This window comes from Tolypothrix sp. PCC 7712, assembly GCF_025860405.1.
In the GTDB taxonomy this organism is placed as follows: domain Bacteria; phylum Cyanobacteriota; class Cyanobacteriia; order Cyanobacteriales; family Nostocaceae; genus Aulosira; species Aulosira diplosiphon.
The window spans coordinates 1,237,045-1,254,165 of record NZ_CP063785.1 but is presented as its reverse complement, the minus strand read 5'-3'; the positions used below and the strand labels follow the sequence as shown (position 1 = coordinate 1,254,165).

At 38.4% G+C, this 17,121-nt stretch carries 13 protein-coding genes; 9 read left to right on the top strand and 4 right to left on the bottom strand.

Annotated elements, in window-relative coordinates; translation table 11 throughout:
• Positions 1–76: 76 nt before the first annotated feature.
• Together HGR01_RS04945 and HGR01_RS04940 are read right to left on the bottom strand one after the other, a co-directional pair.
• Positions 77–1,402 carry a CmpA/NrtA family ABC transporter substrate-binding protein gene (locus HGR01_RS04945; RefSeq protein WP_045872528.1) on the bottom strand — a complete coding sequence of 442 codons (1,326 nt, stop codon included), beginning with the start codon at positions 1,400–1,402 and terminating at the stop codon, positions 77–79.
• Positions 1,403–1,536: 134 nt separating this feature from the next.
• Positions 1,537–3,120, bottom strand: coding sequence for a ferredoxin--nitrite reductase (locus HGR01_RS04940; RefSeq protein ID WP_045872529.1), 1,584 nt, complete (start codon positions 3,118–3,120; stop codon positions 1,537–1,539).
• Positions 3,121–4,004: 884 nt separating this feature from the next.
• Here HGR01_RS04940 and HGR01_RS04935 point away from each other — a divergent pair.
• A complete protein-coding gene (locus HGR01_RS04935; protein WP_081584090.1) occupies positions 4,005–4,559 on the top strand; it encodes a TIGR02281 family clan AA aspartic protease in 555 nt (184 codons plus the stop codon).
• A 193-nt stretch (positions 4,560–4,752) separates the two neighbouring features.
• Here HGR01_RS04935 and HGR01_RS04930 read toward each other — a convergent pair whose 3' ends face one another.
• Positions 4,753–5,136: a calcium-binding protein gene (locus HGR01_RS04930; RefSeq protein ID WP_045872531.1), complete on the bottom strand. Its 384-nt coding sequence runs from the start codon at positions 5,134–5,136 to the stop codon at positions 4,753–4,755.
• Between the two features lie 789 nt (positions 5,137–5,925).
• On the opposite strand from HGR01_RS04930, the gene HGR01_RS04925 reads away from it, so the two are divergent.
• The 8 genes from HGR01_RS04925 (at position 5,926) to HGR01_RS04890 (ending at position 15,177) form a co-directional block, all read left to right on the top strand.
• A complete protein-coding gene (locus HGR01_RS04925; RefSeq protein ID WP_045872532.1) occupies positions 5,926–6,132 on the top strand; it encodes a CTB family bacteriocin in 207 nt (68 codons plus the stop codon).
• Positions 6,133–6,284: 152 nt separating this feature from the next.
• Entirely contained in the window at positions 6,285–6,494 is a 210-nt protein-coding gene (locus HGR01_RS04920) for a CTB family bacteriocin (protein ID WP_045872533.1), read from the top strand.
• A 151-nt stretch (positions 6,495–6,645) separates the two neighbouring features.
• The gene (locus tag HGR01_RS04915; protein ID WP_052335321.1) at positions 6,646–6,969 is read left to right on the top strand and encodes a hypothetical protein; all 324 of its coding nucleotides are present in this window, start codon (positions 6,646–6,648) and stop codon (positions 6,967–6,969) included.
• A gap of 145 nt (positions 6,970–7,114) precedes the next feature.
• On the top strand, positions 7,115–9,265 hold the full coding sequence (locus tag HGR01_RS04910; protein ID WP_045872534.1) for a peptidase domain-containing ABC transporter: 2,151 nt from the start codon (positions 7,115–7,117) through the stop codon (positions 9,263–9,265).
• 29 nt (positions 9,266–9,294) lie between these two features.
• A complete protein-coding gene (locus HGR01_RS04905; RefSeq protein ID WP_045872535.1) occupies positions 9,295–10,704 on the top strand; it encodes an HlyD family efflux transporter periplasmic adaptor subunit in 1,410 nt (469 codons plus the stop codon).
• A gap of 340 nt (positions 10,705–11,044) precedes the next feature.
• Positions 11,045–11,752 (top strand): hypothetical protein, encoded by a 708-nt coding sequence (locus tag HGR01_RS04900; RefSeq protein WP_309227627.1) that lies wholly within the window; start codon positions 11,045–11,047, stop codon positions 11,750–11,752.
• Positions 11,753–12,138: 386 nt separating this feature from the next.
• On the top strand, positions 12,139–12,816 hold the full coding sequence (locus HGR01_RS04895) for a response regulator (protein ID WP_045872536.1): 678 nt from the start codon (positions 12,139–12,141) through the stop codon (positions 12,814–12,816).
• Between the two features lie 477 nt (positions 12,817–13,293).
• On the top strand, positions 13,294–15,177 hold the full coding sequence (locus tag HGR01_RS04890) for a CHASE2 domain-containing protein (RefSeq protein ID WP_045872537.1): 1,884 nt from the start codon (positions 13,294–13,296) through the stop codon (positions 15,175–15,177).
• A 1,253-nt stretch (positions 15,178–16,430) separates the two neighbouring features.
• On the opposite strand, the gene tsaB is transcribed toward HGR01_RS04890, so the two are convergent.
• The gene (gene tsaB / locus HGR01_RS04885) at positions 16,431–17,087 is read right to left on the bottom strand and encodes a tRNA (adenosine(37)-N6)-threonylcarbamoyltransferase complex dimerization subunit type 1 TsaB (protein WP_045872538.1); all 657 of its coding nucleotides are present in this window, start codon (positions 17,085–17,087) and stop codon (positions 16,431–16,433) included.
• Between the last annotated feature and the right edge of the window lie 34 nt (positions 17,088–17,121).

Below are 17,121 nucleotides of genomic sequence, written 5' to 3'. Positions count from 1 at the left end.
ATTTCGTAATTCTGAATTACGAACTACGTAGACGCGCAGCGGCTTCCCGCAGGGTATTACGAATTACGAATTGCTATCAGACTTTTTTGATTTTCAAACTGCTAAGATATGCTTCTGGTTTCTCTGGATCAAATTTCACACCATCAAAGAAAGTCTCAACACCTCTAGAAGTACTAGTAGGAATCTCCGCATCAGCTACACCAATTGCTTTAGCTGCTTTTTTCCACAAGTCTTCTTTATTAACCTGATCGACAATTTCCTTCACCTTGATATCTTTTGGCAGATAACCCCAGCGAATTTCTTCGGTTAAGAACCAAGTATCATGGCTCTTGTAAGGATAAGAGGCATTATCTGCCCAATACTTCATGCGATCGCCAAAATTTTGCTGTGTGCGACCATCACCGTAGTCAATATTGCCCTTAGCCCGTTCTAAAATATCTGCAGCTGCAACGTTAAAGTATTTGCGATCGGCGCAGATTTTGCACATTTCCTCTTTGTTTTCTGCTTTATCGCACCACTGTTGCGCTTCTAGAACTGCCATTAACAATGCTTGGGTGGCGTTGGGGTTGTTATCGACCCACTCTTTCCGCATTGCAAAAGCTTTTTCTGGGTGATCTTTCCACAACTCACCTGTGACGAGGGCTGTATAACCTAATTTTTGGCTCACCAATTGAGCGTTCCAAGGTTCTCCCACACAAAAGGCATCAACTGTACCAACTTTCATATTGGCTACCATTTGTGGTGGTGGTACAGGTTCTAACACCACATCTTGATCGGGATTGATTCCGCCAGCCGCTAGCCAATAGCGCATCCATAAATCATGAGTTCCACCAGGGAAAGTCATAGCTACTTTCATGGACTGTTTATCAGCTTTAGCTTTATCCGCAGCAGCTTTCAGCCCTTTACTTTCTAAACCTACTTTCAGGTCTTTAAGTTTATTAGCCACCGATATAGCCTGACCGTTAGTATTTAAACGCGCCAACAGATACATTGGCACTTTATCGTTAATAGTCATCAGATAAGGCATAGGGCTGAGGATATGTGCGCCATCAATACCACCACCAGCCGAGCCGATTTTGAGGTTATCGCGGGTAACAGGCCATGATTTTTGCTTGATGACTTCAACATCAGTCATACCGTACTTAGCAAAGAAACCCTTTTCTTTAGCAATGATCAGAGGTGCAGCATCAGTTAGAGGGATAAATCCTAACTTGGCTTTGGGGGTTTCTACTTTTGGTGCATTAGCTACTGTAGAGACGTTAGCCGCAGGTGCAGCCGAAGGTGCGTTATCCCCTGTAGTCGCTGAATTGGAACCATTAGAAGTACAACCATGAGCCAGAATAGAAGCCGCCGCCGCCGCAGTGGAAGTAAAGATAAATTTTCTTCGTGAAAAATTAGTCATTGTTCGGTTGTTAAGCAGATTTGGTATTTGGTAAGGGTCAAAGGTCAAGGGTCAAGGGTCAAAGGTCAAGGGTCAAGGGTCAAAGGTTTATAGATTATTACCCCTTTCCCATTCCCCCTTCCCCCCTTGCCCCATCAATGAGTCACCAATACTTCTTGGCTGAGTTTTGCCCCAAAGTGTTGGATGAGTAAATCTCGTAGTACTGATTGCAAGTCTTCGCAGGGAACGGCTTTAGTAACGCAAGTACCTAATTGTGCTTCTTTGCCGACTTTGCCGCCCATATAGATATCTACGGCTTCCACGGTTTTACCGTTTTTGCGAGTTTTAGTTCCCATTAAGCCGATGTCTGCAACCTGGGGTTGTCCGCAAGAGTTGGGGCAACCAGTCCAGTGAATTCGCACCGGATGAGTTAGAGTTAACTCGGCTTCTAGTGCTTTGATTGTTGCTAAAGCGCGATTTTTGGTTTCAATTAAAGCAAAGTTGCAGAATTGTGCGCCTGTGCAAGAAACTAGCGATCGCGTCAACAACCCTGGATTAATTGCAAACCTTTCTAGTAATGGCTCCGTCAAAAATATTGCTAATCTAGAATCGGGAATGTTGGGAATAATGACGTTTTGTTCAACAGTTAGGCGGACTTCTCCACTGCCGTAAACTCCAGCTAAACGGGAGATTTCAAACATATCACCCGCATACAAGCGACCAACAGGAATGTGTAAACCTACGTAATTTAATCCTGGCTGCTTTTGTTTATATACACCAATATGGTCGCGTTTTTCCCAATCAATTTCATCTTTCGGTGCTGCGGGTAACAGTGACTTACCCAAACGTTTTTCGACCTCTACACGAAATTTTTCCAAACCCCATTCGTCAATCAACCACATCAAACGTGATTTTTGGCGATTAGCGCGGAAGCCATTGTCACGAAAAACCTCTACAATCGCTCTAGATAAAGCAACCACATCTTCGGGAGCAACCCAAGCATTCAACGGAATCGCCGCTTCACAACGTTTTGCAGAGAAGAAGCCACCCACTAAAACGTTAAACCCAAATTTAGGAGATGGGCTGACTTCTTCCCCTGTCCCATCTTTAAATGCTGGTACAAACGCTAGGTCATTGATTTCTGCATGAATGGAATTGTCTCTCCCACCAGTAATTGCAATGTTAAATTTGCGTGGGAGGTTGGTAAATTCGGGATTACCTTCACCTTTGTTGGTGATCATATCCTGAATTTGTTGTACCAACTCTCTTGTGTCAAACAACTCATCCGCATCCAATCCAGCCACGGGATCGCCTGTGATATTGCGGATGTTGTCCATCCCTGATTGGATGGTGGTTAAACCAACTGCATGAAATCTATTGAAGATATCAGGTAAGTCTTCAATCCTAATCCCCCGCAATTGAATATTTTGCCTCGTGGTAATATCGGCACTGCCATCATCACCGTAACGCTGTACTACTTCTGCTAACACACGCATCTGATTGCTGGTGAGAATACCGTTAGGTACTCGCATCCGCATCATAAACTTACCTGGTGTGACTGGGCGAAAAAATACACCCACCCACTTCAGCCGATGATCGCGGTCTGTTTCATCCATTGCTTCCCAGCCTAGAGAGGCAAATTTTTCGATTTCTTGCTTAATAGCAAGTCCATCTTTTTCTGCCTTGAATTTCTCAAACTTATTGAGGCTGGTTGTGGTGGTAGTTGCTGTGTCTGTCATGAACTGACTCTCATTGCAAAGTTTTAATCCCGTAAACCCAAGTGAGTTATTTGCCCAATATCAATTAACCCGTAGTGCGATCGCTTCCGCTTCCACTAGGGCAAATGCATTCATAAACTAATATTTGTGTATTGAGATGATTGCTTCAGAAGGAAGATTTCCTTGTATCCATTGTGGGAAATTTGCTAAAGCTGTTTTGGTAACAAAAGTGTAACGATTTACATATTCTTAAGGTTAAAGGCGGTTTTCTGCTAAAATAGTATAAGTAGCTACAAAAAATTAGTAATAGTGCAAAAAATGTATCGCTACTATGCATTATTTGCATTTAAATTTATTCAGCACTTTTGAATCAGGCAATCTGCCACTAATACTGAGTTAATGCGATCGCACAACAATTAAGCTATTGCACTACATCCAAAAGCGAAAATAGCTTTCTAATTCATTCACAGCAGCAGTTTTAAATAGCTTTCTTAAGCTCATCCCACCCCTAAAAGAGCGATGAGGATTTCACGTTGATGGTTGACGGTTGACAGAAAACATAGTCAACAGTCAACAGTCAACTAAAAGCAAATACAGTTCATTTGAAAAAATTAATTGATCACAAAACCAAAAAACTAGTTACTCAACAACAAAACAGAACAATCATTTTGGAGGGGGTTTGGGGGACGCAACCGTCACCCAATCGGGGGTTTGGGGGAGAATCCCCCAATTGAAAGAGCTTTTTTAATCAGTGACAAATCAATCGCTAATGAGCTTAACCCAAGCGTATTGAACTAAAAGCTTTTTTTGTGGATAAATGATGCTGTTATTTGATTGCCCTATTTACCAGTAACTCTGGGTAATCTAATAACAAGGGGTAATTAGGAATTGGAGCGCAAAATCCGATGAAGAATGCTAGAAGTATCAGGATGTTGGCTATTAACTTAGCAATGTTGGCATTCCTACCATCACTGCTATTTTTAGCATTCTGGCATCGTGCCACAGCCGAAGATTTAGGAAGCTGTTTTATGGTGACTTCCTCTGGTAGAACTATCAGTTTAGGAAAGCTTTGTGGTGTCACACCCCCAGACAACGGAGTTTTTCGTGTACCAATCAAACGCCGAATTGGGAAAACTCCTGTGATTGATGTGACTTTTAACCAGCGACAAACATTTGAGATGATTTTAGATACAGGTGCCAGTAGTACCCTGATAACTCTAAAAATGGCAGCTACTCTGCAACTCCAACCCACAGGTAAAATTAACGCGCAAATTGCAGATGGAACTGTAGTGCAATTTTTAACGAGTCAGATCAAAGATATTGCTGTTGGTGGAGCTGTAGCTAATAATATTGAAGTTGCGATCGCACCCAAAGCGAGTATTGGTCTATTAGGGCACGATTTTTTTGACAACTACGACATCAAGATTTTGGAAAAAGAAGTGGAATTCCGCCAGCGCTAAAGTGCTAGAGGCTAGAGGCTAGTTTTTTACTCAGAACTCAGCAACGCCACTTGCTACAACGGGGGTAACCCCAACGGACAGTTTGCTCAAGTCGGGAAACCCGCCCATGCAACTGTCCTCCGCAACGCAGTGGCTCCACCCTGCGGGAAGCCGCAGAAGCGTCTACAGCACTCAGCACTATCAAGACTAACTATTAAAACTTGTATCCTCTAGCAAGCCAATATTGCCAGTCTGCAAGTGCTTCTAGGGTTTCTTCATCAGCATCTATTGCTTCTATTTCTGACAGCTTTGCCGAAAATATATCTTCATCGTCGCCACCAGGATAGACTACTTCAACATACATATCTTTGAAACAATCTTCGTCAGGTGCCATTGCTAAAACTTCAACTTGTTTCTCTTCAATGACTCCTGTTTTGCGTGCTTTCTTTTTCAACTTGGCGTTAAAGGGAAAGTTCAGGGTATCGTCTAGGTAGTAGTACCAACCCATAGCCCGTTCCTCTTTATCATTACCAGTATCGGCAATGATCTCTGTTTCAATGCGACTCTCGCGAGTTTCATCCCTTTCAACATTAGGCATAAAATCCAGACTTGCATAGGATAAATGTTCAAATATGTATACCTTGTTGGCGATCGCCTGTCAATTTCTTATGACTTCTTTGGAATAAAAAATTCAGGCGTGATTTAGGGTAATTCCTCTATTTTTGGTTTTTTAAGCGACAAATCAGCTAAATTAGACCCCCGATTTTTTGAAAAAATCGGGGGTCTGGACAGCAACTTTTGCTTCAGTAAGTGCTATTCACCCATCAAGCGTGGTCTATTTACATAAGCTAGGCTCACGCAAGCCTACCTTTACAAGTGAGCGATTTGAGTCTTGTATAGCGCCAAAACAGTATTATTTTACCCTCAGAGTATTTTTTATCACTTCACAAATAAGATACTTGTCTCGTCAGCCCTAGATAACGTCTATTTCATCAAGATAGAGGGTATTAAATTTGACTTAATTATTTTATTATCATATATCAAAGCATTTTTCTTAAAGAGGGTAATAATTTTCTATATATTTTTGATAAAATCTTGAAAAGCAAAGATTTACATGCCACAAACATAAAGCACTTTGGTAAAGCTATTATAAAATTTCTTGAATTTTTAAATAAGTTTTAGCAAAATTTGTGGTGATTTTAGCCATGTATTTTTCAGTAATTACACTGACTGATTTAAGCAATGAGAATTTCTAACTTTGGTAATTAAGTTTGCACAAAATGAGAATGACTCACCTGGGTACTTGCCTATATCGTATTAATCAAGCGAGGAGAGAAGCAAGAGGCAAACAACTCGCGAGATAATTAAAACCCAGGAGACTTGAATCATGTCTAACGAACTTTTTACCGAAGTAACTGTTGAAGAACAAGAAATCGTAGCTGGTGGTGCTAGTGGTTTATCCTTAAGTTTTGCTAGTCTCAAACAGCTAGCTCTAGCAACCACTTCAACTTCCACTTTGGCTGGAACCACTACAGGTTCATTGGCTACAAGTTCTGACTTCTTAACTGGTGGTATTACTGCTATTTCAATTTAATTAAGTAGTAAGTAATCAGCGATAACCCCATGTGTCTCCTCTTGACAAGGGGAGACATGAAAATGGGCTCACTTAGGTACTTGTTTATATCGTATTAATCAAGCGAACAACAAGCAACTCACGAAACTCTTAAAATCCAGGAGATTCCAATCATGTCTAACGAACTTTTTATCGAAGTAAGTATTGAGGAACAAGAAATCGTAGCTGGTGGTGCTGAGGGTTTATCTCTAAGTTTTACTAGTCTTAAAGAGCTAGCTTTGGCAACCACTTCAACTTCCACTTTGGCTGGAACCACTACAGGTTCATTGGCTACAAGCTCTGACTTCTTAACTGGTGGTATTACCGCGATTAAAATTCCATAAGTACTAAGAAAGTAAGTAGTGAAGCGATAACCCCGTTTCGTCTCATCTTGTAAAGATGAGACACTAGCAACGGGGTTATTACAGCTTTATAGATGTAGTTTAATTGCAGAAAAAGTATTGGATAAACTCAGGAACTAGAGAGATAGATATTATGTCTCATAACATCCAACAACAAAAGAGTGAATTGTTTATAGATGTGTCCGAACAAGAACAAGAAGTTTTATCTGGTGGACGTTCATCTTCTCCCTTTGGGCTTTTCTATCTTTTTTATCAAAACACAAATATACTAACTTCGGGTAGTAGCGAAGTAAATATTTCACTAGGTAACTCAATTGGTTCAGCTAAGAGCCAAAGTGCATATCAGTTTTCTCAAACTACACTCATCTTTGCTGCATTTTTTGGCTCCGGTAATAGACGCAGTAGTTGGTTAAGAGGTGGCAGTAATTTCTTATCTAGTATAATGGGTCTCTTTTAGACTGGAATAAGCAATAATCTTGGCTCTAGTGATTCCTTTAAAAACTCTGATAACTAAAATCCCAATAGAGGTTAATTTCAAAACTATTCCAACAAATTTAAAATATATTGCTGTTGTGATTATTATTTTCTAGAGTGCTTTGCTTATGAGATACAAATTTGTAAAACAGCATAGTGAAGAAGATTGCGGAGCTGCTTGTATTGCTACAATTGCTAAACATTATGGGCATAATTTTACTCTCACCCACATCCGAGAAGCTGTAGGTACTGGACAATTTGGTACTACTTTATTAGGGTTAAGACGCGGCGCAGAAATATTAGGATTTAATACTCGTCCCGTTAAAACTTCACCAGAACTCTTAAACCGGATGCATGAAGCACCCTTACCAGCAATTATTCACTGGAAAGGAAATCATTGGGTTGTTTTATATGGTAAAAAGGGCAAAAAATGTTTAATCGCTGATCCGGCTGTAGGTATTCGCCATCTCTCTAAAAAAGATTTGGCTGAGGGTTGGACAGATTGGTTAATGCTATTACTGGAACCAGATCCAGTCAGATTTTTTGCTCAAAAGGATGATAATATTGGTGGCTTTTGGCGCTTCTTTAAACGTGTTTGGAATTATCGCGCAATTCTAGCACAGGCTTTTCCACTAAATTTAATATTGGGCTTACTCTCTTTAGCTTCTCCATTTTTATTACAAATTCTCACAGATGATGTTTTAGTTCGTGGGGATACTAGCTTACTAACTACTGTGGCAATATCTGTAGTAGTAATGAATTTTATTTCTAGTAGCCTTTCGTTTGTACAATCTAATTTAATTGCTAACTTTGCTCAACGCTTGCAATTAGGAATGGTAATGGAATTTGGCAGACAAATTCTGCGATTACCTTTAACTTATTATGAAACCCGTCGCAGTGGAGAAATAGTTAGCAGGTTACAAGATATTGAACAGATAAATCAATTAGTGGCGCAAGTAGTTGTTGGCTTACCTAGTAAGTTTTTTATCGCCATCATCTCTTTAGGGCTGATGATTTTTTATAGCTGGAAATTAACTGTAGTAGCAGTATTTATTTCTATAGCTATGACCTTGTCAACGATAGTATTCCAGCCCACATTACAGCAAAAAACTCGCGAGTTATTAGTTACAGAAGCCGAAACTCAAGGACTTTTAGTAGAAACATTCAAAGGCGCACTAACTCTCAAAACGACTGCATCTGCTCCCCAATTTTGGGATGAACTACAACACCGATTTGGTCGTCTTGGTAATCTCACCTTTCGCACCATGCAGATAGGAATTATTAATAATACTTTCTCTGGTTTTATTTCTGCGATTGGTGCAGTTGTTTTGCTGTGGTTTGGTGGTAACTTAGTAATTAATCCGGATGAAAACCTCAGTATTGGGCAGTTAATGGCGTTTAACTCCATGAATGGTAATTTTCTGGGGTTAATCGCTACTGTGATTAGTTTTGTAGAAGAATTTACGCGGGCTAAAACTGCTACACAACGCCTGACAGAAGTTATTGATGCTACCCCAGAAAATGAAGGTGACGGACGCAAACCTTTAGCTTATATTGCCAATGATGCTAATATTATCTGTACTAATCTCAGCTTCCATTATGCTGGTCGCCTGGACTTGTTAGACAATTTTTCATTAACAATTCCAGGTGGTCAAGTTGTGGCATTAATTGGTAAATCTGGTTGTGGTAAAAGTACTTTAGCGAAATTAATTGCTGGGTTGTATCAACTGCAATCAGGTAATATCCAAATTGGTATATATAACATCCAAGACCTTTCTTTAGATTGTTTGCGTCAACAGATTGTACTAGTTCCCCAAGATGCTCACTTTTGGAATCGTTCTATTGTCGAAAACTTTCGTTTAGGAACACCTCATATTAGTTTTGAGCAAATTGTGAGAGCTTGTCAAATTGCTGGAGCCGACGAGTTTATTAATAAATTCCCAGAGAAATATCAAACTATTTTAGGAGAATTTGGTGCCAATATCTCTGGCGGACAACGTCAACGATTAGCGATCGCACGGGCGATTGTCACAGATCCACCAGTTTTAATCTTGGATGAATCCACTGGTGGACTCGATCCCGTGAGTGAGGCGCAGGTTTTGGATCGGCTGTTTGAGCATCGCCAAGGTAAAACCACCATTTTGATTACGCACCGCCCCAAAGTAATTAACCGCGCTGATTGGGTGGTTTTACTAGAAAACGGCAAATTAAAACTGCAAGGTTCCTTAAAAGATTTGATATCCCAACCAGGTGACCATCTAGATTTTCTCATTCCTTAATTCACACTCATTTTCAGAGGGGATATGATATGCTCTACATCCATAATCAGAAAGTCCTACCTGAAGTCCAAGAAGATTTTATTCCTCCTGTGAGTGCTTGGACATCATTTGCAGGAATGTTTCTTGTTGGTAGTTTTGGTTCTGCGATCGCCCTCTCTTCATGGGCAAAATATAATGTTACCGTTAAAGCTCCAGCCAGTATCCGTCCTACTGGCGAAATTCGGTTAGCACAACCGAAAATGGAGGGAACTATTAAACGGATTTTGGTGCAAGAAAATCAAGTAGTTAAGCAAGGAGATATTATTGCTTACCTTGATGATGAACAATTACAAATTAAAAAGAGCCAACTGCAAGGAAATAGTCAACAAGGTAGGTTACAAATAGATCAAATTGATGCTCAAATCAAGAATTTAGATAGTCAAATTCAAGCAGAAAAGACACTAATTGAGCGGACTGTAGCTGCGGCTCAATCTGATTTAGTACGTAACCAAAGAGAGTATCAAGAACGTCAAGTTACAACTCGAACTGACTTACAAGTCGCTGAAGCTAATTTGCAAAAAGTTTACACGGATTTGCAAAAAGCTCAAGCTGATTTCGACTTTGCCAATTTAGACCGCGATCGCTATGAACAATTAGCAAAAGAAGGTGCTATTGGTAGGCGAGAACTTGAGCAGAAAAAATTCTTATTTGAACAGACAAAAGCTATTGTTGAAGGTGAGAGAAAAGCTGTTGAAATAGCTCAGGCTAAAGTGGAATCAGCTAGATCTGCGATTAATCCTACTGATGCAACAGTCGCAATAGCTAAAGAACGGATTGCTCAAGAAGTTGCTAGAGGTCAAGCCAACATTGCTACTTTAAATAAAGAAAGACAAGCTTTAATTCAGCGACGAGTGGAAATTCAATCCCAATTAATCCAATATCACAAAGAACTCGAGCAAGTTTTTAAACAATTACAAGATACTGTAATTCGCGCCACTACTGAAGGTACTATTCTCAAGCTAAATTTACGCAATCCTGGTCAGGTTGTGGGTGCTAGTGATGCGATCGCAGAAATTGCACCTAGTAATGCGCCTTTAGTAATTAAAGCAATGATTCCCACTCAAGATATTAAAAGTGTGGAAGTTGGTCAAGAAGTACAATTACGAATAGACTCTTGCCCTTATCCTGATTATGGTACTCTCAAAGGATTTGTGAATACAGTTTCTCCAGATGTAATTACATCTCAAAATAACAGTACAAATTCTCCAACATCTAGTTCTAATGTTCTGGCTGCTAGCTATTTTGAGGCTACTATCGCACCAGAAAGTTTAGTATTCGGTCATCAGAAACATCAGTGTCATATCCAATTAGGTATGGATGCTAAAGCTTATATTATCTCTAAACAGGAAACAGCGCTGCAATTTATGTTGCGAAAGGCAAGATTAATTACTGATATATAAATCAGTTTATTTAATTTCAGCAAACTTCTCTGTCTAGTCAGTAAGGGGAAAACAAGAAGATATAAAGTGTACATATATTTGTACAAAAATTTAAAAATAGCGTTATATTTAGCATTTAAATAGTTGATTGTCTAAATTTAGGCAATCAAGATTTTTATTTGCGAACCACCAAGATTTATCTACTCATTAAAACTATAAAATTATATGCATATTGTTGTAATTATCATCAATGTTATGGGCGCTTATTGTATTCAATTTAAACATTTTACAAAAGACAAATCTGATATATTTTGTTTTAAAGCTATATTTAATCGGCATAAAATACCCATCAAAACTTCCTGTGAAACTGCTATTGTGGACGCAAGTTATACTGTTAATAGCCAGCTTCATAACCCTCCTCTGGTTTATCAGCTCTGAATTAAGAATTCGGCAAGCATTAAAATGGTGGTCTTATCAAGAGTCGATAAAAAGATTTTTAGAAGCTGAAAAAATTCGGGATGATTTATTGCAGGAATCCTTTATTATCAGGCGCAATCTAGAAATGTTAACAGTAGATAATTTAGATTTATCAGTTAACAAAATTCAAGAATCTGTAAAAAAAATTGATAGGTTCCATCAATCTTTGGTGGAATTGAGCGATCGCTTATTTCCATCGCAGCTACAGTATAGCTTGCCGTTAGCTATTGATTGTTTATTACAGTCTAGGCTGACGAATAATTCTCAGTTATCTTTTCACCGTGATATGCCAGTGATCTGGCAACATCAGTCAACTGAACAAAGCTTAATAATTTTAAGCCTATTAGAAGAATTGCTCACAATAGCTTTGCCCCAAGTTTTAACACCTATATCAATTTATATCAATTTAAAACAATGCCACAATTTATGCCATTTAATGGTACAAATTACTTATCCGGATGTATCTACCCGTGTTTCTTACGCTAATCTACGAGAATTACAATATTTGTGTGATAGCTTTTACCTATTAACTTCAGGTAAATGTTTTTATCGTAGTACCAGCCTCATGCTAACTTGGTATTTCTACTGGTAAGCATCAGTTAATATTGCTATCAGCAGTCTTAATTGAAGACCTCTAGATCGTCAATTTGATAATTGCTCAGGGCATCTTCCTTTGTCAATAACATAATACAAATTATACAATCATAAATTCAGCGTTTTTTCTGATAAACATCAACAATCTAGCTTCAAATAGCTGCTTTTACTTCGACTGATCGCTAAGTACAGAGTCAGGAATACTAGTCCTCAATTTTCTTTTTATCCGGCGATTTTCTGCAATTTATAAATATTTGCAGGGAAATGCTGTGAATAGGGATGAAAAGAATAACAAATGACAAAAAAGCACAATTTTCATCTGTCTTGCTCTAGGCAGTAGATGAAAACTTAGTATTTACTTAGTTCGATAACGAGGTGTTAATTATGACACAACTTGCAGCAGAGAAGAAATTGCTCACAATTTTGGTGATTGACGACCATGAATCAGTTTTAGGGGGAACAGTCGATGTACTGAAAAAAAAATATGCTAGTGCAAAATTTATTACTGCTATCGATGCTAAGAATGCTCTCGAGCAGATGATGATATCACAGGCAGACCTTGTAGTGATGGATCTATCAATGCCAGAACACCCCGGAGCAACAGCACGTCCTGATACAGGAATTCAACTTCTAAGGAATCTGATGAAATCTTATCCGCATTTAGATATTGTTGTGCAAAGTGCCCATGCTAGAACTTTAGTCAGAATTAGACCGGAGATTGATAGTCATAAAGGTGGCTTTACTGTTGCAGATAAAAGCCTTTCCACCCAAGAAATGTTGACTAGAGTTGATTGGGCATTACAAGGATTAACTCATACTAAAGATATCAAAGGTATCAATTCTGGCTTAGAAGTAAAACCAGAGTGGCTGAAGGTATTAACTCTCGCATTTGAAGAAGGGTTACAAGATAAGACGATCGCAGAAAGAATGTGTATGTCTGAACGCATGGTGCGTCATTACTGGAATAAGCTACAAGATGCTTTAGATGTTTACCCAGAAGAAGGTAAAAATATCCGCATTCAAACTGAAATGAAAGCTCGACATGAAGGGTTAATTGATTGATCATAGTCAAGCTTTAGTAGGTGCTGTTTCTGTGCAATATGAAATATTTAGTTCGTAATGATACGAGTATTAAGGCAAAATTCATCACATAATTTATGAGACAATGTCATTACGAATACAAAAAAACGAAACTTTCCCATTAGCCTTTGGCGTTCCCGCAGAGTAAGCACCTTTGTTGAAGGAATACTCTTTGGGAAGGCCAAAGGCGATCGCATTCAATGTAAATATTTTTTTCTATTTACTTCTATAGCTCAAACCCATTGCTATCAGGGCCAACACTTAGATATAAAATTAAATCAGGATTTGAGTAAATCCCGATATTTAAGGTTGACTATTGCTTAGGTCTGATTTGTAACCACAAGCAAATTGAAGCCAGGAAAATGTAATATGTATTTGTGAATAATCATTAATTTTTGCATAATGATGAATTATTATCGGTGATTTTTATTTAATAACTAAAGACTAGGAAACTGGTTTATGCAGCCTGGAATTTGGAGAAGAATCAAAGAGGAAATCTCCATTTGGCGTGTAGGAACGCTGCCCGGGATTGTAGTACTTTGTCTGGTGATTATTGTTCGTCTGACTGGTGCAATGCAATCTTTAGAGTGGCTAGTGTTTGATAGTTTCCTCCGTTTACGGCCTGTGGAATCTGTAGATGAACGAATTGTAATTGTTGGTATTAACGAAGATGATATCCATAATTTTGGATATCCTATCCCAGATCAAGAAATGGCAAGCTTGTTAAAAAAATTGCAGGCTTACGCTCCTCGAGCCATTGGCGTTGATATTGTTAGGGATATACCAGTTGAGCCTGGTTCTGCTGAACTAGTAAACACATTTAAACAGCATAAAAATTTAATTGGGATTGAAAAAGCATTACCTGTCACAATCGATCCACCACCATATTTACCTGACGCACAAATTGGTTTTGTAGATCAAATTCCAGATGCGGATGGTAAATTAAGACGCAGCCTACTAGGAACGATTACACCGAAAGGATATAAATTTGCCTTATCTCTCAAGTTAGCAGAGATTTATTTAGCTAATGAAGGGATTCAGTTAAAACATAGAGTTGGCGATCGCAATCTCATCTGGGTTGGTAATATCCAGCTACCTCGCGTCTACAGCAACTCTGGCGGATATGTGCGAACCGATGCGGGGGGATTTCAGGTATTACTCAACTTTCGTAGTGGCCCAGAACGATTTAGAACGGTGACCCTTGGTGATATCAAAGCAGGAAAATTCCAGCCTGAGTGGATACGCGATCGCATTATCATTATTGGCATGACGGCCCCTAGCGCCAAAGACTTGACCACAACTTCTGCTATTCCGTCGGCAAAATTTGCACCCCCAGGCCAAGTTTATGGCGTAGAAATTCATGCTCATGCTGTTAGCCAATTAATCAGTGCGGTTCTTAATTCTCGACCCCTGTTAAAGACTTGGCAAGATGAATGGGAATATCTTTGGATTATTGCTTGGGGTTTTTTAGGAATTGCTCACGCCAGGTTAACTAAATTACCTTTGCTCAATCTTGTGACAATTGGTTTTGCTAGCTTTATTCTCGTTCTTGTAGCTTATATATTTTTAATTTTGGGTTGGTGGATTCCATTAGCACCAACCATAATTATTTATACATTGAATTCTCTAGGACTTACCGCTTTATACCAATACGAACAAACTTTAAAAGCAGAAATTAATGCTCATTATACGATGATTGAACGCACATTTGAAACAATTCATAATGGGCCTCTACAAACTCTGGCTAAAGTTCTGAAACTCTTGAAAGAGCAGAACTTACCTACAGATAAATTACTACCTGAAATTGAAAAAGAACTAGAAAAATTAAATTACGATCTGCGGGGAATTTATGAATTCTTGCAGCGAGAACCTGTAAATCAGGATAAAAGTTTATATTTAGGACAAGGATTAGTCATCAATTTACATGACCCTATCCACCAGATTCTTTATCAAGTTTACAGTTATACCTTAGAGCGAGACTTTCCCTGCTTTAAAACCATCAAAGTTAAAATCCGCACATTTGAACCTATCGAAGAAAAGGGATTGAGTATTGAACAAAAAAGAGGACTCTGCCGATTTTTAGAAGAAGCATTATGTAATGTTGGCAAACACGCCGCCGGAGTCACCCGTCTGGAAGTTAATTGTTCTGCCTCTGAAGGCTGGCACACTTTAAGTATTATAGATGATGCATTAGCTATTAGTTCTTACAAAGAAGGCAGAGGCACACAACAATTTAGAAATTTAGCTCGACAACTTAAAGGTAAATTTCGACGGGTTTCTCTATCTCCTAGGGGTACTCTTTGTGAACTTTCTTGGCCAGTTAGCAAGTTTTGGTTCTATTAATAATTTAAATTTATATGACTCATATCCCGTTTCAGAACTGGAGTTTCTCAAAAGAAATAATTAACAGTATTAAATTTTACATTTAAATAGATTATACAAAACTCTGGTTACGAACTATCCGATGTTAAAGTTTATATTTCTTATTTATTAATTTGGGTGTACAGTCTCGATGGTAAAAGCGGTTGCCCTTTATGTTTACACATCTGTGAAGCATTTAATGATTGGATGTTTGTAATTATATAGTTTGCTTCTCCGTCCCGAGCAAGTAACATTAATGAGGAACTGGTATAATTTATGTGAGATAATTTGGTTGCTATCCTTAAATATAAATTAGTTAAATCATGGCTTTTATACTCGCTCACCTAAAATAATTTAGAACTACTCTAAATTTTATTACATAAAAAGCATCTATCGTTAGATAGATGCTTTTATCTGCTTGTATATGTATAATTAAATTGGCTTAAGCCAAATTCTATCTACATAAGGGCAAAGCCATTTGCTGAAATAAATAGATATGGAGTGAATTATAAGATTAAGATATTCCGTGCATTTATAACAATTAGGTAGTTTTTTATCAGAAAATAGAATTAATAAATTACCAATTTTTAAATTACCTTTTGGGTGCAGACTACTAATAAATACAGATTCAGTGCAATATTCCTAGCTTTCATTTATCAATGATGGTTGGGGTTAATTGCCGTGAAGTTAAAGGTAAAAATTAAGTTTAGCAATTAAGCACTGAACTGTTAAGTAAGTAGGCTAGAGTTAACCCAACTATTTAAAATTTTATAGGGAGAAAGGAGAACACTTTTCCCTTGACTCTTCTACAAATAGCCATGTGCGATCGCTAACCTACTTATTCATACATAATTTGTCAAAAGTTTTTTGATAATTTCCCCGTGCAATGCCGGAGGCTTAACAATGATGAATTATATGAAGTGGCTTTTGCACCGATTTTTTATCATGCAGTTTTTCACAACTTTTGTTTTGAGTCTGACATTATGTTTCGCTATAGCTACACTAGCGGAATATTACTCATTACCACCGCAAAAAGCTCCTATTAGTTATACTGACTCATCAGGTGTGAGATAGTTAGCGATAAATATCGGTTATCCCAATTTAAACAATAGACCTCTTGCAAAAAGCATTTTTGCAAGAGGTGGGAAAAGGTTAAAGGGGAAAGGGGAAAGAGAAAATACAAAACATTTATTGGTCGCAAAAATTGTTTGAATTGGTATTACCCTAACTTTTCATTAAACATCTACAGGATGCTGTCCATAGTAGGGTAAAGCCTCAGACCAATGCGGATGCTTTCCTTGTTCCCAGTCTAGATCAGCTAGTTCCAAAATATTAGTGACTGTTGCTGCTAACGCAGATTTTGCTTCAATTAATTGATAAGTTGTCTGCCAATTTGCTAAAGTCTCTTGCCATGCTTCAGGTGTAAATACGCTATCTGGTAGTAATGTTGTCAGATTTGAGCTATCGGCATGAGGTTGATAAATAGCGCCAAAAACTTGACCTCGTTGGGCTGGCATTTGAATTGCGATCGCATCTGTTTTAGCAATATTATCTTTTGCACTCCAAGCAACTGCAGCTAAAGTAGATACTGCAAATACAGGAATCTCTAATTGTTGTCCTAATGTCCGTGCTAAAACTACACCAATCCTTGTGCCTGTAAAACCACCAGGGCCTTTAGCCACTGCCAAAAAGCCTATATCTGACCAAGTTTGTGGCTGAATAAATTCTACTAAGTATTGATGGACAAAGCTGGACAAATCACGTCCTAAATTCCATACATGAGAGCGATTATCGCCAGCAAAATTATTAATTGCTAATCCTAATTCAGGGGTTGTGGTGTGCAGTGCTAAACCATATTTTGTGACTGCAAGGTTTTCTAATTCAGTAGTCAAAATTAAGTTAATTGGGGTTAAGGGTCAAGAGTTG